Raw genomic sequence first — 24,431 nt, 5'->3', positions numbered from 1 at the left:
AATTTATTTTTAAATTACTGCCAAATTGTGCTTAAATTTAATAGAAATCCAGGTAACACCTCATCACAATTGACTTCTGTAGGAGAGCGCAAAATTTCCACCTCTTGATTTAATCGATAAATCTCGACTTGCTGCACTTGAGGATTAATCAGTAAACCCAAGCGAACCCCATTCGCACGATACTCTAACATTTTTTCTTGTAAATCAGATAAGGAGTCAGTACGAGAACGCAACTCAATGACAAAATCTGGTGCAATAGGAGGGAATTTTTGTTGTTGTTGTGGGGTTAGTGCATTCCAGCGTGAGAGTTCGATCCAAGCAACATCAGGCGATCGCTGTCCACCTAATGGAAGTCGAAAAACCGTAGATGAGCTAAAAACTTCACCTAACTTAGTTTGACTGTTCCAATTATAAACTTGACTACCTAAGTTTATCTCACGCTCTCCACTTTCTCCACCCACTGGGGACATAACGATTAATACTCCTTTTGCAGTTAGTTCTAAAGGTTGCTCTGGATTAGCAATACATAGCTGATAGAATTGTTCGTCAGTAAGATGGATACTGCTGAAATCAAGTCGAATTGGTTCTATGATTGAAGATTCTGATACAGTCATAAAATCCTCATATATTTTTGCTAACTATGATTAAGATTTATTTTTAAATTACTGCCAAATTGTGCTTAATTCTAACAGAAAACCAAGTAACACCTCATCACAATCGACTTGTCTAGGTGATTGTAATATTTCCACTTCTTAATTAATTCGGTAAATCTCGACTTGTTGCGCTTGTGGATTAATCAGTAAACCTAAACGTACTCCATTCGCTCGATACTCTAACATTTTTTCTTGTAAATCAGATAAGGAGTCAGTACGAGAACGCAACTCAATAACAAAATCTGGTGCAATAGGAGGGAATTTTTGTTGTTGTTGTGGGGTTAGTGCATTCCAGCGTGAGAGTTCGATCCAAGCAACATCAGGCGATCGCTGTCCACCGAGAGGGAGTCGAAAAACCGTCGAGGAACTAAAAACTTCACCTAACTTAGTTTTACTGTTCCAATTATATAACTGTGCGATTAAACTTGCTTCAGACCTTCCACTTTTTCCACCAACAGGGGACATAACGATTAAGACTCCTTGTGCAGTTAGTTCTAAAGGTTGTTCTGGATTAGCAATACATAGCTGATAGAATTGTTCATCAGTAAGATGGATACTGCTAAAATCAAGTCGAATTGGTTCTATGATTGAAGATTCTGCTAAAGTCATAAAATCCTCAGATATTTTTGCTAACTATGATTAAAATTTATTTTTAAATTACTGCCAAATTGTGCTTAAATTTAATAGAAATCCAGGTAACACCTCATCACAATTGACTTCTGTAGGAGAGCGCAAAATTTCCACCTCTTGATTTAATCGATAAATCTCGACTTGCTGCACTTGAGGATTAATCAGTAAACCCAAGCGAACCCCATTCGCACGATACTCTAACATTTTTTCTTGCAGATCAGATAGGGAGTCAGTACGAGAACGTAACTCAATAACAAAATCTGGTGCAATGGGGGGGAATTTTTGCTGTTGAGAGGGGGTTAGTGCATTCCAGCGTGAGAGTTCTACCCAAGAAACATCAGGCGATCGCTGTCCACCGAGAGGGAGTCGAAAAACCGTAGATGAGCTAAAAACTTTCCCTAACTTAGTTTGACTGTTCCAATTATAAACTTGACTACCTAAGTTTATCTCACGCTCTCCACTTTCTCCACCAACAGGGGACATAATAATTAATACTCCTTTTGCAGTTAGTTCTAAAGGTTGTTCTGGATTAGCAATACATAGCTGATAGAATTGTTCATCAGTAAGATGTATAGTGCTGAAATCAAGTCGAATTGGTTCTATGATTGAAGATTCTGCTAAAGTCATAAAATCCGCTCCAAAATATCTAGCTAACATACTCATGATAGGTTTTTTTAGCGATGATTATAATATTTATTTTTTAGGATTGCCGTTTTTATCTAAATATCCTCTCTCAATTAAAAATACTTTTAAAGCTGTAGGAAAATCTGGATGTTTTCCAACAATATTTTCACCTTTATAAATATCTAATCCCCAGTCTGACGAACGATCATAATTAGATAACATAAATTTCCAACCTGATTCATATTCACCTAAAAGAATTTTTTGAGCGACATAACCCGATAAGACTCCATTACGTTCATAATCTTCTTTCTTAGCGGTTAAATAAGCTTGATACATATCTTGTAATCGTTCTATTAAAAGCTTTGGATGATTGCGAGTGACATCGATAAATTTACCATCATCAAACTGATAAATAAGTGTAGGTGGATAAGAACCCGCATAAGAACTAAATTGATAAAGAAAAGAATTATCTGAGGTAATAAATTCAATTTTCTTGTCATTATTCAAGTCTTCAAAAACGCCACCTTCACCATCTATAAAACCTGTATCGATTTTATTAAACTTATTGTTCTGCCAAGTATAAATATAATAACTTGTACAACAATGCGCCCCACCGCTAAAGGTTCTAATAATGACTTCATCTGTTCCATTATTATCTAAATCTTGTAAATCTATTCCGACAGGTGCAAACATATTGTATGCTTTATCATTAACATATAAAACATCTTTATAATAAATTTTATAAGACAAATTTTCTATCGAATCACCATTAGTATCTTGTGCTAAATTATTCGGTTGATAACTTACTCTAACTTTGATGAATCCTGATTTAATTTCTTTATCTTTGAGTGGTTTATCACCGTCAATTTCTAAACTTGCTTTGGCAAAAACTGGAAGAATAATTAATAAAGGAGAAAAAGCGAATAATATTTGAATAATATTTTTGATTTTCATAGTTATTTATAAAACATCTAAAATTAACCAATTTTTTGCTAATTGAATAGCTTCATCTGCTGTGGTTATTTTTCCTTCAATTTGGGCGATTTGAAGTTCGGTTAAAAGTTTTCCGATTTTTGGACTGGGAGGAATTTTTAAACACTGAATTAAATCATTTCCTTTAACTAATGGTTTAGGATGTGCAACGGGATCTAATGGATCGAGATAACGATTCATTAAAAAGATAATCCAATCTAAATCAACTTTATGTAAGAGAGCAAAAAGAGCTAAATAAGGAAAAATATTTCCTGTTGATTGAAATAAAAAATATTGTTGTCTAAGACTTTTATCAATGCTGACATCTTTCAACTGAGAAAATGTTCTTAAAATGGTTGTAATTGTCCGAATATCATTACGAGAATACTTGATTTTATTTAATTCTAGTTCTGCTTCTTCAGGAATAGGACAAACCAAACAGGTTAGTTTAACAGTGAGAATTATTTCTGATGTAAACTGAAAAGAATAAGCCAGTTTTTGTGATAAAATTTGAGCAGTAGATTCAAGATGAGAAATCTTGTCTAAGCTTAATTGGGTGATATTTTTGAGCCAATATTCTAAGACATGATCTTCCCAAGCAATAGCTAACCAATAATTACCCAGTGCATTTCGTAATAAATAATTTAATTCCGATTGAAATCTTTCGGCAGCAACTTTACCAACAAGTGGGGCTAAACGACAAATTGTCGATCGCGTCTCATAATCTATCTTAAAATTGAGTTGGGCTGCTTGACGATATGCCCGCAACAATCGTAATGGATCATCTTCTAAATTAGCGGATGATACCATTTTAATAATACCCCGTTTTAAGTCTTCTAATCCGTTTAAAGGATCGATCAATGTTTGAGTATGAAGATTATAAGCGATCGCATTAATTGTAAAATCTCGTCGTTGTAAGTCTTTTTCTAAAGTATTTCCTTCTTGTTGAGCAAAATCTACTGTTCCTTGGGGAAAAACCACTCTAGCAATTTGTCTTTCTTGATCTAATACTACAAAACCAGCATTGTAGTGATTGGCAATTTTTTTCGCTGTACAAAGAGCAAATTCTGGAATGACAAAATCTAAATCAATATACTCTTTTTTACGACAAAGTAGCGCATCTCGTACAGCCCCACCGACTAAATAAGTATCAGAAGATAACCAGTCTAAACTAAACGGTAATTCAGAAAATCTCAGAGTATCTATTTTTTCGTATCGAACCATTTATGTTACAAAAATAAAAGTAAAGATCAACCCATAACCTCGCCGTTTGAGTTAGATTAACAGAAAAGTAGAAGAGTAGTAGGACTATGTGTATTTGTGTAAACTGCTATTTCGTAGATCGCTGCACCACCTATCACGCTGTTGAAATTCAACATCAACAACCCCATTTAACTGAAAATCCCGACTTTGAGGCAACAGAACCGACGATTAATGTTAACATTCGTCCCAAAGAAGATTATATCGAGATGGAATGGGATGTCGTCGGTTGCAATAGTTTTTTGTGCGAAACAGGTAAATGGGCTAAACTTCGCCCTGGTGAAGCTGTACCGACTTAGGATTGACCATCTATCTCATAGTGTATAAACTATTGTAATCAATTCTAATGCAGCCTCATGACCGGATCAGAACTCCATCAACTTTTGCTTAATAAGTGGGGATATTCCTACGATATTCAAGTTAGACGCATCAAGGGAAGGATCTTTGTTCAAGTCATGTGGAAATACTTAGAACAGGTTTCCTTTCCTTTGTCTCAACAGGAATACATCGAACATCTTAACGCAATTACTAATTATCTCAATGCTTGGGGAGGCGTTGAACAGGTAACATCATTTATTGCTAAAACCCGCGAACGTCCCCGACTCGGTAAAGCAGTTAGCATTCCCTTAGATTTGGGTGATCGAGCTTCGGAATGGATCTTAGATGATGGTTAATGTCCCGTCAGTTTAACCATCCCTATACCCCCAAAATATAGCCCTAGAACCGCTCCTGCTAAAAGAGATTGAGTTAAAGGATCAGTCGAAGGAGTTAAAACAGCGCCTAAAACCACTGAACCCAGTACGACGAAACGCCAACCCGATAACATTTGTTGTGACGAAACAATGTTTAAAAAGCCTAAAATTAGCTGAATAATCGGAATTTGGAAGGCTAACCCCGTACTAAACAGAAGCAACAAGACAAATTCAAAATAGCGATCGATTGACCATGCTTGTTCAACTACATCCGCACCATAACTAATAAAGAATTGTAACGCAGCCGGAATCAACGCAATATAAGCAAAAGCCAAACCAGCAAAAAATAGTACACTTGAACCGAAAAAAACTGGAGCAAGTAAACGACGTTCCCGACGAGTTAACCCTGGTAAAACAAATTGAGCAATCTGATAAAGAATGTAAGGACTCGCTACAAGTATGCCACTATAGCCAGCAACTTTAATCGAGACAAAAAAGAACTCACCAGGAGCTAACTGTAAAAATTTAACGCCATTTGCCGGAATTTGAAGCAACTGCACCAACGGTTTAACGAAGATAAAACAGCCAATCATCCCTACACCTACAGCAAGGAGACAATAGAAAATACGCAGGCGTAATTCTTCGAGGTGATCAAACAATGACATTTCGACCTCATCTGGAAGCTCATCAAGATAAGTGTCGTCGTTTAATTTAGGAGGGGTTTTAACTTCTGTCTCTGCCATAGGATCAAGCAATAAAATAAGCTTTTACCTAATTCTATCGGTTCCACTGATGTTATAGGTTCACGATTTCTTGATGGCATCTACGATGAGTTGATGTCTTTTTTCTGAAGAATCTTTGACTGAAAGAACTGTGACATCATTACGGGTAGCCAGTTCCGCGACAATATCAAAGCAAAGATCGGCCTTTTTCTTTTTCTATTTTGATCCAAGTTTGAATCTGGTCGAATGGAATGTCTTTAACACTACTCATAATATATTTCCTTTACGACGTGTTTTTAAGACCAATAAACCGACACCAACCACAATAAACATTAAAGAACTCGAAGACTCTGGAACCGCAGGATTATTAATGCTTAAAGTATTAATACCGATCGCTCTATCGCTCACAGAACTACTAATCTCAATTCGTTTAATTTCTGCGTTAGTGCTGCTGACTCCCAAAAAGATCGCAGAATTATCGAGGGCAAGGGATGAGATACCGAAGAGTGAAAAGGTTCCCAGTAAGCTGTTATTGACATCATAAGCCGAGATAAACCCAGTAAAGTTAAAAACGTCATCTACAGCGATCTGTGTCCCTGCGGCTCTTACAGGTTGAGCAAAACTGATACTTAATGCCCCTGGATTTCCGGGGGAAGGAAAAACCATCGGGGTTAACCCAGTTAGCAAAATAAAGTCACCATTGGCGAAATTTGTCGGAATACCAATAGGAGGGTTAGCGGTTTGAAAAACAAAAGGGGGAGTAATACCACTTGCAGGAAGTGGAATATCAACCTCTAACCCCAAACCTTGAGCAGAATTAGCTGTAAAAGAATTGCTCAAAAAGTCGGCAGGATTTGGATTAAACGGATTGAATACTTTACCTAAACTCGACCAATCAATTGAATCATTGCCATTGAGAGCTTGTCGATCGGTGATAAAATTAAGAGCCTGAGCCGATGAAGCAAGGGTAAGCCACAAAGGAATTATTAAAGCAGAGTAAGGTAAACGAATTTTCAGCATTTTATCTCAAGAATCTAAAATAATCATGTTTATTGTATGGCCTAGGCAGATTTTACATGATCATTTAGTAATCTTTTGTTATAACTATCGATAGTTTTGTTCTATCCAGATTCTCATCTGTTCTTCCGATATGTGATTAACAGATTGTTTCGTTTTTGGATTGTAAGCACTCCACCAAATATTACCTTGATGATCGACCATACGCCAAACTTGTAACTCTAAGGATGTATTAAAATAACGATTTATATTTTGCCAAATATTTTGTAAACTTAACCAAAATGTAGATTGAGTTTTTGGAGATAAAAGAAACAATAGTTCTGATTCTTGATAGTTTAGGGATTCGCTGTTGCATTTCATAATGAATCTCGTTTTTCAAATTGTTCTATACCCTCATCTTATGAATGGTTCATTATATAAACAATTCATGGATTGGATGATAATCTATCAATCCCACTGATAGATGCTTCTCTAGTTCTTCTCTTTTTCTTACAATAATGTCCCTAACCAGGCACCTTAGAAATGTGATGGCTAAAACGATGAATCATGAGCGTTCCAACCACTTAAAACTATCCCAACTACAAATCTTAATTGCGGTCACAGATTATGGTAGTTTTAGCGAAGCCGCTTTACAACTTCAGATGTCCCAATCTGCTATTAGTTATGCGATCGCTACACTAGAAGAAGATTTAGGGGTAGTTTTGTTCACCAGAGGACGTTATGGAGCTAATCTTACGCCAGTTGGTCAACAAATTGTCGAACGAGCGCGACAAATTTGTTATCTCATGGAAGATATTATTAAACAAGCTGATTTAGCCAAAGGATTAAAAGGGGGACAAGTCCGGATCTCTTCGTTTCGCAGTGCAGCAACTCACATTTTGCCAGAAGTAATCGCCGAATTTTGCCAACTTTATCCAGCGATCGCTGTTAGTATTGCTGAATATGATGATTGTATTCATGTCGAGAGTGATTTACGAGAAGGACGAGCCGATTTAGGGATTATTTATTATTATTTACCGACTCATAAAGATCTCGAAATTATCGAATTGATGCGAGATGAATTTGTCGTCTTAATTCCGCCCGATTTCCAACTCAAAGGACAGAATTTAACTTGGGAAGAATTAACCAAATATCCTTTAATTATGGCTCCTGATGGTGATACTTGTGATGCGATGGTTTATGCTCATAGTGCCAAATTTGGGGTGACTTTGAATGCGATTTATCATGTTCGTTCTGATGCGACAATTGTTAGTATGGTTGCTAAAGGTTTAGGTGCTGCTATTACTCCTCGTCTTGCGGCTGTACCCATACCAAAAGAAGTACAAATTTATAGTTTACCTGTACCTTTTTTTAGAATGATTGGTATTGCGATCCTTAAAGATGCACTATTAACCCCTGCTACTTTTGCCTTTTTGGATCTTTTAAAAGAACAATTTAATCATCTCTAGATAAACGTTGTCGGTGTTTAGCTAGGGTTAAATGAAGTAAATGTAAAACTTCTGTTGCTGTTTCAATGATTTGAGGTGGACTAAAACCTGCTTGAGTGACTTCACGAAAAAATGATTTAGCGACAATTTTAGCGAGTTTAGTAGGATGGGGATCAGCTTCTTGTGTTTCTTGTATTTCTCTGGCTACGGCTAAAGTGACAAATTTTGATTTTAAAATATTTTGTAAATAAGCGATATGAAGGGTTTGACTAGCAATTTTCGCAAAAAGACTCAATAAATCTAGATCCGTCTCTTCAAAATACTTTTTCTCTTCTGGATGCTCAACAATAATGGCTCCCATCATCTGATTATTTTGAAAAAGAGGAACAGCGAGCAAACTGGTTGACTTAAATCTAGCCACTTTCGGCCGTGGAAAAGGAAGAAATTTACTATTTTTAATAATTAAAGATTGTCCAGTTTCACTCAGATAAGTAGCGATCGCTTGTTCTAGCGGAGTAACTTGGGAAGTCACCGAATGAGGAAAATTAGCACAGTAACTCACCCCTAGACAACCAGAATGAGATTCAGTAAACAGCAAAATCGAACAGCGTTGCGCCTTTAGACATATAATAGCCTGAGCCGCAATCTCGCCGAGATCTGAAGAGCAGCGCGCTTGTAAACTCTCCTCACTCACTAGAGTGAGAGTGTCTTTCTTTGATTGAGTCAGTGCCTTGAGTGCCGTATTGTTGTTGCTATTCATTGCTTCTTTCTGTTGAGATCGGATAAAGGCTAGAGAAAACTTTATAAAAGAGATACAGTAAAGATGCGGATATTTCCTTGTTTGAGACTGTTATTTATCTGAAACTTTGGGGAACTCTATAATTGTAGCCTTTGGTCTAGTGGCAGTCCAAAAATGAGTAATGCACAAGATATCCGTCATGTCTTAGTCGTTGAAGACCAAAAATCAAAACGGATTGTTTCCCTCAAAGAAAGTACCTATTCAATTGGTCGAGATCCAACAAGTTCGATTATCTTATATGATCGTCAGGTTTCTCGCCATCATGCAACCTTATTACGAGTGACCGACTATCAAAATCATCAAGAGTATTATCGAATCATTGATGGTAGTTTACAAGGTAAAAAAAGTACAAATGGATTAACCGTTAATGGTAAGTATTGTTTTTCTCAAGAATTAAAAACAGGAGATGCTATTCGCTTTGGAAGTAAAGTTAAAGCCAGTTATCATTTAATTACCGATCTTGCTGAATTAGACAACCTCAAAGCATCTTTTAAAGATGAAGAAATACCTGAAATTACACAAATTCAAATTCCCGCGAATCTACCTTACAATGCGACTTTAGACTTTGAAGGAAATTCCTTGGTTTTTAAAGGGGTGGATGATGAAGCGACACAAACAGCTATCTTATCACCCATTCCCACAGTGGAAGGTAGTCCTTTTCCCATGTTTGAACTAAATTTCGCTGGTGAATTAATTTCTCTTAATGCTGCCGCTAAATACAAGTTTCCTGATTTAAAAAATGATAGCGCAAATCATCCTATTTTAGATGGATTAGTTCAAGAATCAACAACTAAAGAAGGAACTTCATATGTTCGAGAAATTCAAGTTGGTGATGATACTTTTGAACAGCATATCCATTATTTGCCAGATAGTAAGGTGGTGAGAAGTTATTTGTTTGAAATAACAAAATACAAGCGATTAGAAATTCAATTAAATCAGGATACTTCTTATTATCGTTTTTTAGTTGAACAAACCTCCGAAGGAATTTTACTCATCCAAAGTGACAGTAAAATAATTTTAGATGCTAATCCATCTTATTGTCGATTAACAGGATATGAATTAGATGAATTAAAACAACTTAATCTGTATCAAATTGTTGCCATAGAGCGAGAAATAATTGATGATGAATTAGCTCAAGTCGAAGCAAGTAAATCCTATCATGTCGAAGAATCATTACATCGGTGTCGAGATGGTTCACTGATTAGTGTAGAAGCGCGGATTAGTCGTGGAATCTTTAAGAAAAAAGATGTATTCTGCTTGGCGATTAGAGATATTAGTGAACGAAAACGTTCAGAAGAAAGAATGCAATATCAAGCTTTTCATGATGCCCTGACTAATTTACCTAATCGTGTTTTATTTAATAAACAACTAGCGATCGCTTTAGCTGAAGCACAAAGAAATCAAACACTTTTAGCAGTAATGTTTTTAGATCTTGACTCTTTTAAGCATATTAATAATACCTTGGGTCATAAGATTGGGGATGAAATATTGCAAAGCTTTTCTCGACGCTTAACCGCTTGTGTTCGTACGGGTGATACCGTTGCACGTTGGGAAAGTGATGAATTTACGGTGCTTTTACCAAGAATTAAAAATACAGAAGATACCGTTAAACTTTCTCATCGTATTTTTGATGCCCTTAAACAACCTTTTGTCATCGAAAAATATAAACTTCAGCTAAAAACAAGTATTGGAATTGCGATTTATCCACAAGATGGCGATGATCAAGAAACGCTGCTTAAAAACGCTGATGCAGCTTTGAGTCGTACTAAAAAACAAGGGCGCAATCATTTTCAATTTTATACACCAATGATGTCAGAAGAAGCCTCGGTTTTACTCAAAATTGAAACTCTACTTCATCAAGCATTAGATCGTCAAGAATTTTCATTAGTCTATCAACCTCAGATTAATATGAAAACGGGCGAAATAACAGGAATGGAAGCATTATTAAGATGGAATCATCCTGAACTAGGCGCGATCGCTCCGAGTAAATTTCTTCCTTTAGCCGAAAAAACCGATCTAATGCTACATATTGGTAAATGGGTTTTAACAACAGCTTGTCGGCAGAATTTAGCATGGCAAAAAGATGGTTTACCTCCGATATCAATAGGTGTTAATTTGTCAGGAAGAGAATTTCAACAACCTAATTTAGCCGAAACCGTTGCAAGAGTGCTTGATCAAATTGGTTTAGATCCCCAATGGTTAGAATTAGAATTTACTGAAAAAACCTTGCGACAACACTTAAATTCTGCACCGCAAATATTTCAAGATTTACAAAATTTGGGTGTACGCCTTTGTTTAGATGATTTCTGTACGGGTCCTTCAGCGATCGGTTATTTAAAACAATTCTCTTTAAGAACCGTCAAAATTAATCAAACTTTTATTAGAGATTTACGCGGCAATACACAAGACTTAGCTATAATTTCGGCTATTACTGCTTTAGGACGCGGTTTTAATACGAGAATTATAGCTGAAGCGGTAGAAACGCAACAACAAATTGAGCTTTTACAGAGTCAGAACTGTTACGAAGCTCAAGGTTATTGGTTTTCACGTCCTTTAAACACTGATAATGCAACTCAGTTTTTAATCAATGGTTATGCTGTAGTTATTTAGCTTTTAGAATGAGGATAAATGAATGTTAGTTTAATCAAAGTATCGGGAACTTTAAAATTGAGGGCTGTTTTTTGTCCAAAACCACAATGAATAATTTACCACCTTTTCGACATATTTTAGTCATTGAAGACCAAAAAGCACGAAGAATCGTCACCTTAGAAGATGCCACGTATTCTATAGGTCGAGAATCTACTAATGCAATTGTGATTTATGAATCTGTGGTGTCGCGTCGTCATGCTACTTTTCTACGGATCAAAAAATCACCCAATGGAAATGAGTATTATTACCGAATTATTGATGGTGATTTAGAAGGAAATAAAAGCACTAACGGATTAATTATTAATGGCATCAATCGTGAAGCTCATGATTTGAGGCACGGTGATGTCGTATTATTTGGCGGTCGAGCCAAAACAAGTTACTATATTGTACCTAGTTCTGTAGAAATTGCTTTATTTAATCCTATTGATTCGACGGCATTAGAAGAAATTATTGAACAAAGTCAATCAACTAATAATAGTAAATCCACCTTAGTTTCAGAACAAGAAAATACAAATCAATTAGAAAACAAAGATTTAATCCGTTTAGCTTCATTTCCTGAATTAAGCCCAAATGCCATTATAGAAATTAATTATAACGGAAAAATTACTTATACTAATTCAGTGGCAAATATGTTATTTAATGATTTACAAAAAGAATTATTAGATCATCCAATTTTAAAAGGATTAATTGAAGAATTTAAAAATACTGAAGGAAATCTTTTATTAAGAGAAGTTCAAGTTGGTGAGAAAATTTTTGAACAGTATGTACATTATTTGAGTGATTATGAATTGATCCGAAGTTATATTTTTGATATTACCGAACGTAAACAAACGGAACAAAAACTAAAATATCAAGCTTTTCATGATTTATTAACAGGTTTACCAAATCGAGCTTGGTTTAGTAAACAGTTACTAATTTCCCTAGAACAAGCAAAACGAAATAAAAATGTGATTGCCGTCATCTTTATTGATTTAGATGGCTTTAAAAATATTAATGATTCTTTGGGTCATTCCTTTGGCGATCAAGTGTTACAACACTTTGCTAAACGATTAGTAAATTGTCTTCGAGGTGGTGATACTGTTGCGCGTTGGGGTGGTGATGAATTTACTATTTTATTACCTCAAATGCGTGCTGAAGAAGATACAATTAAGTTAGCTCAACGAATTTTAGATAGTCTTAAACAACCTTTTATTATAAAAGAACATCAATTTTATCTGAAAACGAGTATAGGTATTGCTGTTTATCCCAAAGATGGAGAAGATGCGGAAACTCTCTTAAAAAATGCTGATGCTGCTTTATATCGTGCTAAAGAAAAAGGCAGAAATCGCTATCAATTTTATAGTTCTACAATAACTTCAAAAGCATTTTTATTAATAAAGTTAGAAAATTGGCTTCATCAAGCGATTAAAAAAAATGAATTTACTTTGCATTATCAACCGCAAGTCAACATATTAACTGGCGAAATAACAGGAGTAGAAGCATTATTAAGATGGTATCATTCCGAGATGGGTCAAGTTCCGCCAACTCAATTAATTACTTTAGCAGAACAAACTGATTTAATTATTCCAGTTAGTCAATGGGTTCTAAGAACCGCTTGTTTACAACATGTAGCTTGGCTAAAAGCGGGGTTGAAAGATTTTCCAATAACTGTTAATTTATCTCCCCGTCAATTTCAGCAACCTAATCTAGTTTCAATGATTAAAAAAACTTTAGAAGAAACTGGTTTAGATCCTCATTATTTAGAAATAGAAATTACTGAGACTAGCATTATACATGACGAAAAATTTGCCGCGCAAGCTTTTCATGAATTACGTTCTCTTGGAGTTTCTATCTCTTTAGACGACTTTGGGACGGGATATTCTTCTTTAAGTTATTTACAAAAATTTCCCTTTCACACTTTAAAAATTGATCAAACCTTTGTACAAGCTTTACAAAATCTACCTCAAGATACGGCGATTCTTTCAGCTATGATTATGCTAGGTCGTAGTTTTAATCTTAGAGTCGTTGCAGAAGGTGTGGAAACGCTACAACAACTAGAAATTCTTGAAAAACTTAATTGTAAAGAAGTACAAGGGTTTTTGTTTAGTCGTCCTCTTAAAACTGAGGATGCAACACAACTTCTTTTACAGCATTGTATTAGACGTGAAACCACTAATATTGCGTCTGAGTTAACTTATAAGTTAGACAAACAAAATTAGATAAAATCATAAAAAAGAGAAACGGTTGACTTAAATTAACGTTTTATACAGTACATTTGTATGTATTTAAAAGCGATTAAACAATGGTGATTAACATACCAGTTTTAAATTGTGGCTTACTGTGATATTGTTTTTGATCTGAGCATTAGATCAATTTTGTTGAGTAGTGATAGAAAGTTGAGTTAGTAAGCAAGCGATCGCTCAAAATTTACTAGCTCCTTTAACGTCTTCTTTCGAGCGACGAGCAAAAGTCACCGTTTCAAATGAATCTGTTTTGACATTTTCTTTGATGGTCTTACTCGATGTTTGTCCTAATGTCAGTGATTTAAATCACACTTTTAAGTAATAAATATCACTGCTCAATTTGACAAAATAACTGATGATTAAGTAGAGAGTTTCCTCAGCCTAAATTTGCTATTAATTCAAACCTTGGAGGTAGTTACATGATTTATTCTCCATTAAGTCAACATATATTTATCATCGAAGATCCTAAAGGTAGACGAACCATTTCTTTAGAAGAAGTTAAATACACTATTGGCAGACATTCAGATAATCAAATAGTTGTCTATTCAACGCAAGCATCTCGATATCATGCGACTTTAGTTAGAAAAACTAATAGCCAAACTCAAGATTATTCCTATTGGATTTTAGACGGTAATTTAGAAGGTTGTAAAAGTCAAAATGGCATTTATGTTAATGGAGAAAAATGCTTAGTACATGAATTAAAAAATGGTGATTTAATTAATTTTGGTTGTGATATTAATGCAAGTTATCATCAATTTAGCAATTTTTTCGATTCTCTGATGAACTTAGATGGATCGCCAGATGTTGAAATCACTGATCCCGATTTAGAAAATTATCCTATTGTTCCTAATCAATCCGACAGAACATTAGACGTTATTACTTATAATTCTTATGATAATAATAGTACCGAAGAAGTAACAATACTGCAAAACAACTATTTAGATCCAGTTACACAACTACCCAAGTTAAAACTCTTTAATGAACATTTATCATTAGCTCTCAACAATGCTAGACAATCTCGTAAAATTTTAGCAATATTTTTACTAGAAATTGAAAACTTAGCCAAAATTTATGAAAAATTTGATCAAGCAACTAGCAAACTACTTTTAAATGAATTTTCCAAAAAAATCAAACATTGTTTACGCTCAGGCGATATAGTTGGTCGAATTCAGGAAGATAAATTTGTTATTTTAATTTCTCAAATTAATGTTTTAGAAGATATACAAACGATTAGTCAAAGATTATTAAATAATCTTAAATCTTCAATAAATATTAATGAACAGCTTTTATTTCTAAGAAGTAATTTAGGAATTTCCACTTATCCAACTGATGGAGTTACTGGACAAAAGTTAATTGAAAAAGCCGAGAATAATTTAGAAATTAATAAACAAAAAGGCTATTCTAACCCGAACGAGCCAAAAGCAAAACCTTCACAAAATTTGCAGTTTTATCAAATTGAAAAGCTCTTGCATGAAGCGATAGAAAACGAAGAATTTTCTTTATATTATCAACCACAAGTTAATATAAAAACAGGGGAAGTTGAAGCATTAGAAGCTCTTTTACGTTGGGAACATCCAAAATATGGTCTACTTACTCCAGGAAGATTTTTACCTGTTGCTGAAAAAACTGAGCTTATAATACCTATTACTCAATGGGTTCTCAAAACAGCTTGTCAGCAGAATGTAGACTGGATTAAATTAGGATTGAGTTATTTACCAATTTCTGTTAATATTTCGCCGCGCTTATTTCAAAGTCCTTATTTGACTAAAATGTTAGAACAAATTTTATCAAAAACAGGTTTAGACGGTAGTTTGTTAGAGTTAGAAATTACGGAAAATAGCATGATTGATAACATCAGAGAATCATTACAAACGTTACAAACGATTCAAGACATGAATGTTCAAATTGCTGTTGATGACTTTGGGCTAGGTTATGCTTCTTTAAGCTATTTGAGTCAATTGCCGATGAGAAAATTAAAAATTGCTCAAACCTTAATTCATAATCTCAAAACACATCCCCACCAAACTGCTTTAGTCTCCGCTATTATTGCTTCAGGGCATATTTTTGGTTGGCAAGTCGTTGCTGAAGGAGTAGAAACACAACAACAGTTAGAAATTTTACAGTCTTTAAAATGTGAGAAAATGCAGGGTTATCGTTTTAGTCAACCTTTAATGGCTACAGAAGTCAGTAAATTTCTCTCCTTGCATCGCACATTAGTAAACAATTAATTTAGGTACAAAAAAACTATGTTTGTTTTTTGATGCTCTAAATAAAGTGATAAGCGTGAAATATTAAAATAATACAATGCTTTTCTAGTTCTTTAGTGATTAGAGGATATGTTTGTAGTTGAGTTATTAAATGCTCAATTATTTTCTCTTGTCAAATGGATTCTCTGGCCAAAAAAACTTAAAAAGCGAATTAAACGTCATTATTTTGCTCTGTATTGACTAAAGAGTCTAGACAAGATGTCAAATTCAATTTAAGTACTTTGATATTTGTCGATCTCTTAAAAAATGTTTACACTTTACATCACTCTCACTATTAGCTTATTATTTGGAGCATTGTTGCTTCATTTACTCCCTAAATTCAGTAAAATCGGTCAAGAATGGTCAGACAAACTTTGTTATGCACCAGGAATTGATTTAACTCTGAGCTATTTTATGTTGCTACCTCTTTTGATTGGTTTTTGGGTTCAAAAAAGTAGCGGTTTAGCAATTGGATTAGTTTCAGAAATTAGTGCATTATGGATATGGATTATCATTCATGAGTGGATTCATCGAGAACAGTGGCAAGACTCAAAAATCCATCGTACTAATAGTAAAATTTTTGGAGGATGGCGAAATCATCTTGCAGTTTGGATTACAGCTTTAGCCATTCCCGTTTTTTGGATTGTCCGATTTGCCGAACTTATTGTATATCCTCCTCTGACTCAATTAATTAAACTGCCAAAATACGAAGCTAAAGACTGGGTTAATGTTTCTCGCCATAAATTTGTCGGCTTAATCGGTTATGATTTGATTTGGTGTTTGTACTGCGATTGGATGACTGGCGTGTGGTCACTGGGAACTGAAATGTTAAGAAATGTTGAATCCTTTTGGTGTCCAATACGCTTTTATTCAGATAAAAAGTGCGCGAATTGTAAAATCGATTTTCCTGATATTGAAAAAGGTTGGGTATCGTGTGATAGTACGATGCAAGATGTAGAAAAATTGCTAAAAGAAAAATATTCAAACCAAAAAGAAAGTTCTTGGTTTAATCATCCAAGTCGTTTAGAAAATCTAAAAAATGATTAATTTTTATGACTAGATGGCATGGAGATTTAAACTTAGTTTACAGCTACCAAACGGATACAACGTTATTAACACATCGTTATACAAAAGCACCACTCAAAATTCAACGTTCTTTTTATCCTGAAGGAAAAGAAATTTGTCATAGTGTTTTATTGCATACGGCGGGTGGTGTCGTTGGTGGCGATGAACTAACGCAAACAATTCATCTACAACCCCATGCAAAAACCCTAATTACAACGGCGGCGGCGGCTAAGATTTATCGAAGTAACGGACAAATAGCGACGCAAAAAATTAGCCTTCAGCTTGAGGAAAATGCCTGTTTAGAATGGCTCCCCCAAGAAACCATCATTTTTGACGGCGCAGTGTATCAACAGGACATCAGGGTCGATTTAGGGCAAAATGCAACGTTTTTAGCTTGGGATATCACCCGTTTAGGGCGGAGTGCTAGGGGAGAACGTTTTCGAGAGGGAAAATGGCGATCGCATACGGAAGTCTGGCAACAAGGCTACCCCCTTTGGATCGATCGACAAGGTTTAGAAAACAGTGAAGAAATGCTAGATAGCCCCCAAGGTTTAAACGGATACCCTGTCATCGGTAGTTTAATTTGTCTCGGTCAACCGATTTCAGATACCATAATTGATCAAATTCGGTTACTCTTGAGCGAAGCTAATGATCAAGGTGAAATAGGCATTACCCAAACATTAAAACAGGGTTTACTGTGTCGTTATCGGGGATTTTCGACGATCAAAGCGCGTTATTGGTTATCCTTAGTTTGGCACTATTTACGAGAAATTTTATTCTTAAGATCGCCGATCATTCCTAGAGTCTGGGGCTCTCTGCATCTAATGGCTTGAAACGACTCCAACTATGACTTTATAGTATCTAAAACGGATGAACTAATACACCATGCAATTAACACCCCAAGAAAAAGACAAATTACTCATTTTTACGGCTGCCTTACTTGCAGAAAGACGCAAAGCTAGAGGGATTAAACTTAATTATCCTGAAGCAGTTGCCTATATTTCGGCCGCAATTTTAGAAGGTGCAAGAGAAGGAAAAACCGTCGCCCAGTTGATGAGTGATGGTACACATTTATTAACACGAGATGAAGTGATGGAAGGGATACCCGAAATGTTGCCCGAAGTACAAGTCGAAGCAACTTTCCCTGATGGCACAAAATTAGTAACCATACACAACCCCATTCAATAAGGAAAAAAAATATGATCCCAGGAGAAATTATTGCAGCATCTGGAGAAATTGAAATTAATGCTGGAAAAGAAACACATCGGATTTTAGTAGCTAATACTGGCGATCGTCCGATTCAAATTGGATCGCATTTTCATTTTTATGAAGTTAACGAAGCTTTACAATTTGAGCGTGAAGCAACAAAAGGGATGCGTCTTAATATCCCTGCGGGAACGGCGGTTCGTTTTGAACCTGGAGACGAGAAAGAAGTTGAATTAGTTGCCCTCGCGGGAAGTCGAGAAATTTATGGATTTAATGCTTTAGTTGAAGGTGCATTAGATGGGAAAAAAGGAACTCACAAGAAAAAGTAAAATATAAATTAATTTTTTTATTCCAAGAATTTGAATATGTCTGAGAACATCCAGATTAATCAATTTCGCCAACAACTGAATCGTAGTCTCAGTAAGCTTTCTCAAGAAAGACGCAAGCTTAAGATGTACTACAATACTCTTTTTTTTATGGCTTTAATTACTGGCACAATTGCCACTTTTTTAGCGGCTTTAGCGGCAGGAAGTCAAGGTAAAATTATGTTAGGAAGTGGTTCACAAGGTTGGCAGCTAACTTGTGCAATTATTGCGCTAATGTCATTGATTTCCACCTTAGCGAATAGCTTTCAACAAAATATTTGGATTAAAGATAAATTTTGGAAAATAGAAGATAGCTATGGTATTCTTAAATCTTTAATAACAGAAATTGATTTAGATCCCAGTGCGTATTCATCTATCCGCCGAGACTATCAACGTCTTATACAAAGACATCCTGATTTGTTAAGCTAATTTAAGCTTTAATGACTTTCTGGTGAAGATTCTTTAACAACTTCCTTTTTGGCGATAAAATTGGTTTTAGAAGTTGTTTGATCCCAAATAATTTCACCGACTAAAGTTTCATCTGTAACACTTGCTTGAATTTTTAAATTACTCTTTTGAGCAAATGAACAATCCGATAAAGCAGATGGTGTTCCTGTCAAACTAATTTGATTGTCTTTCATGCGTCCATCTAAAGTAATATTAGCTAAGTGGGCAAACAAAAATACACCAGACTGATCGATTTTTAGGGGTAAAGATTGAGTTTTGAGACAAGCTGGTAAGCTATCAGACTGAATTTGATAAGTACCAGAAATAGCAAGTGGAGCTTTTAGATAATTTTCCCCATAGGTACTAACAACTTTAAACAAGATGAGAACCGAACTAATCGCAATTGCATAAAAGCTTAAATGATTACGATCTAAGTGTATTTTCTTCATAAGTAAGGAGAGATTGCAAATGATTATTAACTGGAGAATAACGACGAGCAATGAGTAACGAGGATTGACATTCTTGAGCTAATCGATCAGTATATAAACCTAAAGTTTGACGTTCTATTCCCCAAGTTCGACTCGTTCCAGCAATAGTTAAATCAACGTTTTGAGACGCTTCAATTACGACTTGCATTGGTTCGGCTGATTCTAAATTAGTAATCTGTAATCTTGTTTTTACTTCGCTAGGTAAAAGCTCAAACATTTTTCTAAATTCATAACTACTCTCGACTTCACTAGAGGAACTTGGAAAAAATCGAAGAATTTCTAAATGTTTTTTTGAATCATTTACAAGCATTCTTAAAGCAAGAGATAATCCTAAATCATCGTGTACATTTTCCGCATAAGCAACTAATAATGATTTTAAGTTATTTGGTTTTTTATTCACAAAAACAGCAACATCAACAGGAGAAGTATTAAGAATTTTTCCAACTCTTCCTCCTAAACGATTATCACTAAAAGCGGGACGATGCCAACCGACTAAGATTAAATCCGTTTTTTCAATAAGAGCAATATTAGCTGTTTCTTGGGGAACATTATTAGAAACTCTAATAATAGGCTGGACAATTTTTCTTAATTCTGGCGGCTCTAAAGATTGAATTAAAGTATCAAGTTTTTCTTGTTTTTCTTTAATTAATTGATCTGCTGCTTCTGGTGTACTTTGATAAAGATAATCTTCGTCTAATTCGACTAAACTAAGAGGATGAACTATAGAGTTATTCATTCCTCCAATAGCAACAGCAACATTTAATAAAGCTTTTTGGCTTTTTGGGTTAGCAACTGGAACTAAAATAGAGTAAGCTGGCTGAATATTATATAAATTTTCTTCGACTGTTTCTCCTTCAATAATATCTTTTCTAATTAATGTTTTGGGATAGATTTTTTCAAGTAAAGGTGAGGTCATGAAAGTCGTCACTAATGCCATAATAACCAGCATTGTAAATAAAAGAGGTGAAATTACATTAAAACTTAAGCCAATATTTAAAACAATTAACTCAGTTAAACCTCTAGTATTCATCATCCATCCTAAAGCAGAAGCTTCTCGTTTAGGAATCTGACAAACTCTTGCAGATATATAAGTTCCGACATATTTGCCAATAATAGCAACAGCTATCACTAAACCACAAAGTAGCCAAGTTTGAGGATTATTCAGTAAGCCAATTTCAGTACGCAAACCACTATAAGCAAAGAAAACAGGTAGCAGAAAAATTAAAACAAAATCTTCGGTTTTTTCGGCGATTTCTTTAACTAAATCAGGATGTTTGGGTAAAGCTGCACCGAGTAAAAATGCACCAAAAATTAAATGAATCCCAATAAATTCTGTAATGAGGGCAGAAACTACAACCCCCATGTAAATACCAGCTAAAACAAATTGATTGAGTTTTCCTGCGCGTTGATAGTGAAATGCTAATTTATTGAGTAGCCAACGCACCGCCGTTAACATAAAAACAATATAAATAATTGATTCGATAATAGTCGGAATTGCACCGCTCATGCTATTGGTTCGAGTAACAGCGATCGATATTGCTAATAAACACCATGCGGTAACATCATCAACGGCGGCACAAGTTAAAGCAAGGGTTCCTAATCGTGTTTTTTGTAGGTTATTTTCAGTAATAATACGGGCTAAAACTGGGAAAGCCGTAATCGACATTGCCGAGCCTAAAAACAGTGCAAAAGCCGTGAAATTTACCGTATTATTTGAAAGTAGAGGATAAAGAATTAAAGCCAGTATACTACCTAGAGAAAAAGGAACTAAAATACTTACATGAGAAATCAAAATCGCTGTATTCAATTGACCTTTTAAATAGCTTGGATTTAATTCTAATCCAATCAAAAACATAAAAAATATTAAACCAATTTGGGATAATACATTGAGAAATGGTAAAGTGTCTACGGGAAATAAAGTTGTGGCAATCTCTGGTGATATTAATCCTAATAATGAGGGACCTAACATAATCCCTGCAATAATTTCGCCGATCACTAAAGGCTGTTTTATACTGCGACAAACTAACCCCATTAATCGGGATAAACCGATTACAATTACCACTTGAATTAGCACTAAAACAACAGTTTGCATAAAATTTTAATTATTTTATAAGAATTTATTTAGGCGAACTTACTTTTACTGCTACAAGTATAAGAGTAGTTGTCAATTATTGATCAATAAATTAAATTTATTAATTAAGCGTAGGGGTTAGGAAACCCAACCCTCATTAATTCCGCAATTTTTTGGTAATTTTAAACACAAAAATTACATAACTTATTTCCTCCCTAAAAGTTTATCTCTCAAATTTTTAATCCGATCTCTATATTTAGCCGCTTCTTCAAATTCTTGATTTTTCGCAGCATCTTTCATTTTTACTTCGAGTTGCTCAATTAATTCGGGAATTTTTTCTAAAGGTAATTCACCAACTTTCTCAGAAATTTCTTCGAGTTGTTGAGCATTCAAACGACGAGAAATATCTAAAAATTCTAAAATAGAATTGCTTTCTAATTTTTTCTGAATTGGCTGAGGAGTGAGATGATGTTTATCATTATATTCCATCTGAATTGTGCGTCGTCTTTCGGTTTCTTGCATTGCTTTAAGCATACTATCTGTAAGATTATCAGCATATAAAATCGCTTGACCTTTTATATGTCGTGCCGCCCGACCAATTGTTTGAATTAAAGAGCGTTCTGCCCGTAAAAAACCTTCTTTATCAGCATCCATAATCGCTACTAAAGAAACTTCGGGTAAATCTAAACCTTCCCTTAATAAGTTAACACCAATTAAAACATCAAATTCACCTTTTCTCAACGATTGTAAAATTTCAATTCTTTGGATAGATTGAATTTCGGAATGCAAATATTGTACTTTAACGCCTCTTTCCTGAAAATATTCCGCTAAATCTTCTGCCATACGTTTAGTTAGAGTTGTAATTAAAACCCGTTCATTAAGCTGAACTCGTTCTCGAATTTCTCCTAATAAATCATCAACTTGTCCTTCAGTGGGACGCACAAAAATTTCTGGATCTAAAACACCAGTTGGACGAATAATTTGTTCAATAACTCTATCTTCTGATTGTTCGATTTCCCATTGTCCAGGAGTAGCAGAAACAAAAATACATTGACTTACTTTTTGCCAAACTTCTTCAGCTTTTAGAGGACGGTTATCCGCCGCACTGGGCAACCGAAAACCATGATCAATCAAAACTTTTTTGCGAGCTTGATCGCCATTATACATTCCTCTAATTTGAGGTACACTTACATGAGATTCATCAACAATAAGTAGCCAATCTTTGGGAAAATAATCAACAAGACATTCTGGAGGTTCTCCTGCTTTTCGTCCCGCTAAATGACGCGAATAATTTTCAACCCCATTACAATATCCCACCTCTTTTAATAATTCCAAATCATAGCGGGTGCGTTGCGAAAGACGTTGAGCTTCTAATAATTTTCCTTCTTTTTCAAACTTTTCTAATTGCTCTTTTAACTCTTCGGCAATATCATCACACGCTTGCTCTAGCTGTTCTTCTGGGGTAACAAAGTGACGCGCTGGATAGATATTAATGTGGTCTAAACTTTGTAAAATTTCTCCTGTAATTGGATCAATATAACGAATTGAATCAATTTCATCGCCGAAAAAATCTGCACGAATGATCCGATCTTCATAAGCGGGAACAATTTCTAAAACATCTCCCTTAACTCGAAAATTCCCACGCTTTAACTCTACATCATTGCGGGTATATTGAACCGTTGCTAAATCTCGTAATAATTGACGCTGATCGACTTCTTTCCCAATAGCTAAAGGTATAGCCGCTTTTAAATATTCTGCGGGCATTCCTAACCCATAAATACAACTAATCGAAGCGACTACAATAACGTCTTTTCGCTCGAACAAAGAACGGGTAGCCGAGTGACGTAACATATCGATTTCTTCGTTAATAGAGGCGGTTTTTTCGATATAAGTATCGCTGACGGGGATATAAGCCTCTGGTTGATAATAATCGTAATAACTGATAAAATATTCGACCGCATTATTAGGAAAAAATTGACGTAATTCATTACACAATTGTGCGGCTAATGTTTTATTATGAGCCAGAACTAGCGTCGGTTTACCAATTTTTTCAATAACAGCAGCCACGGAAAATGTTTTACCCGTTCCAGTAGCACCTAAAAGCGTCTGAAAACGATGTCCTTGTTGGAGAGATTGGGTTAATTTTGCGATCGCACCTGGTTGATCCCCAGTCGGTTGAAACGGTGCTTGTAGTCGAAATAAACTCATAATTATTGCCGATATTACAAACGCTTATAAAGAATTGGGAAAGAAGGGTGTATCTTTATAGTAGGCAGGATTATAAAAAAAACATTAAACAACCCTGACTAAAAAAAAATATTCTGACTAATCGTAGGATGAGCGAAGGAGAAATCGCAATGACTGTAGAAAAACTAGAATCTAATGGTAATTCTAGCCCAGCCGAAGAGGAAAAAGCGACGACTACAAAGGCGAAAACGGCAACCAAAACCAGTAAACCCAAAGAGGAAGTTGTAGCTTTATCCGTAAAAAATCAAGTAGACGATGAAAAAGGGTTAAAATTAGCTCATGGTTCCGCAGCTTTACCAGGTAACCGTCCAGTAGAAGCTAGTCACCTTCATGTCGTGAGTACCTACACCTCTGTTGGTGGAATGCGTCCAATTACAGCGAGTGGCATGGAAGTTAGCGGAACTTTAGCCATCTCTGGAAATCGACCGATTGCAGCCAGCCATTTACAGGTTAGCGAAACTTACACCGTAATGGGCAATCGTCCTGTTGCATCCAATGAAATTGATGATCCAACCGCTTTAATGGGGTTTTTAGACTAATTTTGCTTTTTGAAAAACAAAATATTTTTGGTTAGTCCCCGTCAATAGCGGGGATTTTATTATATTTAGCTTCATTAATAATGAAATAAT

The 24,431-nt window shown here is 35.2% G+C and carries 23 protein-coding genes and 1 pseudogene; 12 read left to right on the top strand and 12 right to left on the bottom strand.

Going from position 1 to position 24,431, the window contains the following annotated elements; genetic code table 11:
• Positions 1-14: 14 nt before the first annotated feature.
• From C7H19_RS05115 to C7H19_RS05095, 5 genes and pseudogenes are all read right to left on the bottom strand, one after another.
• Entirely contained in the window at positions 15-614 is a 600-nt protein-coding gene (locus C7H19_RS05115) for a Uma2 family endonuclease (protein ID WP_106455814.1), read from the bottom strand.
• Positions 615-662: 48 nt separating this feature from the next.
• A pseudogene (locus tag C7H19_RS05110) lies at positions 663-1,238 on the bottom strand (Uma2 family endonuclease).
• A gap of 72 nt (positions 1,239-1,310) precedes the next feature.
• On the bottom strand, positions 1,311-1,910 hold the full coding sequence (locus C7H19_RS05105) for a Uma2 family endonuclease (protein WP_181280532.1): 600 nt from the start codon (positions 1,908-1,910) through the stop codon (positions 1,311-1,313).
• Positions 1,911-1,976: 66 nt separating this feature from the next.
• Positions 1,977-2,861: a hypothetical protein gene (locus C7H19_RS05100; protein WP_106455812.1), complete on the bottom strand. Its 885-nt coding sequence runs from the start codon at positions 2,859-2,861 to the stop codon at positions 1,977-1,979.
• A 6-nt stretch (positions 2,862-2,867) separates the two neighbouring features.
• Positions 2,868-4,103 carry a tRNA nucleotidyltransferase/poly(A) polymerase-related protein gene (locus C7H19_RS05095; protein ID WP_106455811.1) on the bottom strand — a complete coding sequence of 412 codons (1,236 nt, stop codon included), beginning with the start codon at positions 4,101-4,103 and terminating at the stop codon, positions 2,868-2,870.
• A gap of 86 nt (positions 4,104-4,189) precedes the next feature.
• Between C7H19_RS05095 and C7H19_RS05090 the strand changes: the two genes are divergently transcribed.
• Both C7H19_RS05090 and C7H19_RS05085 read left to right on the top strand, forming a co-directional pair.
• Complete coding sequence (locus C7H19_RS05090; protein ID WP_106455810.1) at positions 4,190-4,438, top strand: Ycf34 family protein; 249 nt, start codon at positions 4,190-4,192, stop codon at positions 4,436-4,438.
• A 57-nt stretch (positions 4,439-4,495) separates the two neighbouring features.
• Positions 4,496-4,813, top strand: coding sequence for a DUF3067 family protein (locus tag C7H19_RS05085; RefSeq protein ID WP_106455809.1), 318 nt, complete (start codon positions 4,496-4,498; stop codon positions 4,811-4,813).
• Here the strand turns inward: C7H19_RS05085 and tatC are convergent.
• The 3 genes from tatC to C7H19_RS05070 form a co-directional block, all read right to left on the bottom strand.
• A complete protein-coding gene (gene tatC, locus C7H19_RS05080) occupies positions 4,810-5,574 on the bottom strand; it encodes a twin-arginine translocase subunit TatC (protein WP_106455808.1) in 765 nt (254 codons plus the stop codon). The genes C7H19_RS05085 and tatC overlap by 4 nt on opposite strands.
• A 246-nt stretch (positions 5,575-5,820) precedes the next feature.
• Positions 5,821-6,573: a hypothetical protein gene (locus C7H19_RS05075; protein ID WP_245927315.1), complete on the bottom strand. Its 753-nt coding sequence runs from the start codon at positions 6,571-6,573 to the stop codon at positions 5,821-5,823.
• A gap of 84 nt (positions 6,574-6,657) precedes the next feature.
• Complete coding sequence (locus C7H19_RS05070; RefSeq protein ID WP_106455807.1) at positions 6,658-6,930, bottom strand: hypothetical protein; 273 nt, start codon at positions 6,928-6,930, stop codon at positions 6,658-6,660.
• A 167-nt stretch (positions 6,931-7,097) separates the two neighbouring features.
• Here C7H19_RS05070 and C7H19_RS05065 point away from each other — a divergent pair, with 167 nt between their 5' ends.
• The gene (locus C7H19_RS05065; RefSeq protein WP_245927313.1) at positions 7,098-8,018 is read left to right on the top strand and encodes a LysR family transcriptional regulator; all 921 of its coding nucleotides are present in this window, start codon (positions 7,098-7,100) and stop codon (positions 8,016-8,018) included.
• On the opposite strand, the gene C7H19_RS05060 is transcribed toward C7H19_RS05065, so the two are convergent.
• A complete protein-coding gene (locus C7H19_RS05060) occupies positions 8,005-8,757 on the bottom strand; it encodes a GAF domain-containing protein (RefSeq protein ID WP_106455806.1) in 753 nt (250 codons plus the stop codon). The two genes, C7H19_RS05065 and C7H19_RS05060, sit on opposite strands and share 14 nt — an antisense overlap.
• A 153-nt stretch (positions 8,758-8,910) precedes the next feature.
• Between C7H19_RS05060 and C7H19_RS05055 the strand changes: the two genes are divergently transcribed.
• The 8 genes from C7H19_RS05055 (at position 8,911) to C7H19_RS05020 (ending at position 18,978) form a co-directional block, all read left to right on the top strand.
• Positions 8,911-11,406 (top strand): EAL domain-containing protein, encoded by a 2,496-nt coding sequence (locus tag C7H19_RS05055; protein WP_106455805.1) that lies wholly within the window; start codon positions 8,911-8,913, stop codon positions 11,404-11,406.
• An 86-nt stretch (positions 11,407-11,492) separates the two neighbouring features.
• Positions 11,493-13,643: an EAL domain-containing protein gene (locus tag C7H19_RS05050; protein ID WP_106455804.1), complete on the top strand. Its 2,151-nt coding sequence runs from the start codon at positions 11,493-11,495 to the stop codon at positions 13,641-13,643.
• A 443-nt stretch (positions 13,644-14,086) separates the two neighbouring features.
• Positions 14,087-15,895, top strand: a complete 1,809-nt coding sequence (locus tag C7H19_RS05045; protein ID WP_106455803.1) for an EAL domain-containing protein — start codon at positions 14,087-14,089, stop codon at positions 15,893-15,895.
• A 285-nt stretch (positions 15,896-16,180) separates the two neighbouring features.
• Positions 16,181-16,960, top strand: a complete 780-nt coding sequence (locus C7H19_RS05040; RefSeq protein ID WP_106455802.1) for a hypothetical protein — start codon at positions 16,181-16,183, stop codon at positions 16,958-16,960.
• A 5-nt stretch (positions 16,961-16,965) separates the two neighbouring features.
• On the top strand, positions 16,966-17,811 hold the full coding sequence (locus C7H19_RS05035; RefSeq protein WP_106455801.1) for an urease accessory protein UreD: 846 nt from the start codon (positions 16,966-16,968) through the stop codon (positions 17,809-17,811).
• A gap of 52 nt (positions 17,812-17,863) precedes the next feature.
• Complete coding sequence (gene ureA, locus C7H19_RS05030; protein WP_106455800.1) at positions 17,864-18,166, top strand: urease subunit gamma; 303 nt, start codon at positions 17,864-17,866, stop codon at positions 18,164-18,166.
• An 11-nt stretch (positions 18,167-18,177) separates the two neighbouring features.
• Positions 18,178-18,513 (top strand): urease subunit beta, encoded by a 336-nt coding sequence (locus tag C7H19_RS05025; protein ID WP_106455799.1) that lies wholly within the window; start codon positions 18,178-18,180, stop codon positions 18,511-18,513.
• Positions 18,514-18,549: 36 nt separating this feature from the next.
• Positions 18,550-18,978 carry a hypothetical protein gene (locus tag C7H19_RS05020; RefSeq protein WP_106455798.1) on the top strand — a complete coding sequence of 143 codons (429 nt, stop codon included), beginning with the start codon at positions 18,550-18,552 and terminating at the stop codon, positions 18,976-18,978.
• 8 nt (positions 18,979-18,986) lie between these two features.
• Here the strand turns inward: C7H19_RS05020 and C7H19_RS05015 are convergent, their stop codons facing one another.
• The 3 genes from C7H19_RS05015 to uvrB form a co-directional block, all read right to left on the bottom strand.
• On the bottom strand, positions 18,987-19,445 hold the full coding sequence (locus C7H19_RS05015; protein ID WP_106455797.1) for a hypothetical protein: 459 nt from the start codon (positions 19,443-19,445) through the stop codon (positions 18,987-18,989).
• A complete protein-coding gene (locus tag C7H19_RS05010; protein WP_106455796.1) occupies positions 19,420-21,576 on the bottom strand; it encodes a cation:proton antiporter in 2,157 nt (718 codons plus the stop codon). The genes C7H19_RS05015 and C7H19_RS05010 overlap by 26 nt, the downstream gene beginning before the upstream one ends.
• A gap of 183 nt (positions 21,577-21,759) precedes the next feature.
• Positions 21,760-23,763: an excinuclease ABC subunit UvrB gene (gene uvrB / locus C7H19_RS05005; protein WP_106455795.1), complete on the bottom strand. Its 2,004-nt coding sequence runs from the start codon at positions 23,761-23,763 to the stop codon at positions 21,760-21,762.
• Positions 23,764-23,912: 149 nt separating this feature from the next.
• Between uvrB and C7H19_RS05000 the strand changes: the two genes are divergently transcribed.
• Positions 23,913-24,341, top strand: coding sequence for a hypothetical protein (locus C7H19_RS05000; protein ID WP_106455975.1), 429 nt, complete (start codon positions 23,913-23,915; stop codon positions 24,339-24,341).
• Positions 24,342-24,431: the final 90 nt, after the last annotated feature.

The sequence above is a fragment of the Aphanothece hegewaldii CCALA 016 genome (genome assembly GCF_003007785.1).
Lineage (GTDB): Bacteria > Cyanobacteriota > Cyanobacteriia > Cyanobacteriales > Microcystaceae > Chroococcus > Chroococcus hegewaldii.
Note: the sequence above shows the minus strand (reverse complement) of the source record. Positions and strands in the feature narration are given on the sequence as shown.

Coding starts and splice junctions, on each gene's coding strand:
- C7H19_RS05040 (WP_106455802.1), top strand. CDS start 16,181: ATGTTTACACTTTACATCACTCTCACTATTAGCTTATTATTTGGAGCA.
- uvrB (WP_106455795.1), bottom strand. CDS start 23,763: ATGAGTTTATTTCGACTACAAGCACCGTTTCAACCGACTGGGGATCAA.
- tatC (WP_106455808.1), bottom strand. CDS start 5,574: ATGGCAGAGACAGAAGTTAAAACCCCTCCTAAATTAAACGACGACACT.
- C7H19_RS05035 (WP_106455801.1), top strand. CDS start 16,966: ATGACTAGATGGCATGGAGATTTAAACTTAGTTTACAGCTACCAAACG.
- C7H19_RS05000 (WP_106455975.1), top strand. CDS start 23,913: ATGACTGTAGAAAAACTAGAATCTAATGGTAATTCTAGCCCAGCCGAA.
- C7H19_RS05060 (WP_106455806.1), bottom strand. CDS start 8,757: ATGAATAGCAACAACAATACGGCACTCAAGGCACTGACTCAATCAAAG.
- C7H19_RS05050 (WP_106455804.1), top strand. CDS start 11,493: ATGAATAATTTACCACCTTTTCGACATATTTTAGTCATTGAAGACCAA.
- C7H19_RS05105 (WP_181280532.1), bottom strand. CDS start 1,910: ATGACTTTAGCAGAATCTTCAATCATAGAACCAATTCGACTTGATTTC.
- C7H19_RS05115 (WP_106455814.1), bottom strand. CDS start 614: ATGACTGTATCAGAATCTTCAATCATAGAACCAATTCGACTTGATTTC.
- C7H19_RS05015 (WP_106455797.1), bottom strand. CDS start 19,445: ATGAAGAAAATACACTTAGATCGTAATCATTTAAGCTTTTATGCAATT.
- C7H19_RS05100 (WP_106455812.1), bottom strand. CDS start 2,861: ATGAAAATCAAAAATATTATTCAAATATTATTCGCTTTTTCTCCTTTA.
- C7H19_RS05075 (WP_245927315.1), bottom strand. CDS start 6,573: ATGCTGAAAATTCGTTTACCTTACTCTGCTTTAATAATTCCTTTGTGG.
- C7H19_RS05070 (WP_106455807.1), bottom strand. CDS start 6,930: ATGAAATGCAACAGCGAATCCCTAAACTATCAAGAATCAGAACTATTG.
- C7H19_RS05025 (WP_106455799.1), top strand. CDS start 18,178: ATGATCCCAGGAGAAATTATTGCAGCATCTGGAGAAATTGAAATTAAT.
- C7H19_RS05010 (WP_106455796.1), bottom strand. CDS start 21,576: ATGCAAACTGTTGTTTTAGTGCTAATTCAAGTGGTAATTGTAATCGGT.
- C7H19_RS05095 (WP_106455811.1), bottom strand. CDS start 4,103: ATGGTTCGATACGAAAAAATAGATACTCTGAGATTTTCTGAATTACCG.
- C7H19_RS05020 (WP_106455798.1), top strand. CDS start 18,550: ATGTCTGAGAACATCCAGATTAATCAATTTCGCCAACAACTGAATCGT.
- C7H19_RS05085 (WP_106455809.1), top strand. CDS start 4,496: ATGACCGGATCAGAACTCCATCAACTTTTGCTTAATAAGTGGGGATAT.
- ureA (WP_106455800.1), top strand. CDS start 17,864: ATGCAATTAACACCCCAAGAAAAAGACAAATTACTCATTTTTACGGCT.
- C7H19_RS05065 (WP_245927313.1), top strand. CDS start 7,098: ATGGCTAAAACGATGAATCATGAGCGTTCCAACCACTTAAAACTATCC.
- C7H19_RS05045 (WP_106455803.1), top strand. CDS start 14,087: ATGATTTATTCTCCATTAAGTCAACATATATTTATCATCGAAGATCCT.
- C7H19_RS05055 (WP_106455805.1), top strand. CDS start 8,911: ATGAGTAATGCACAAGATATCCGTCATGTCTTAGTCGTTGAAGACCAA.
- C7H19_RS05090 (WP_106455810.1), top strand. CDS start 4,190: ATGTGTATTTGTGTAAACTGCTATTTCGTAGATCGCTGCACCACCTAT.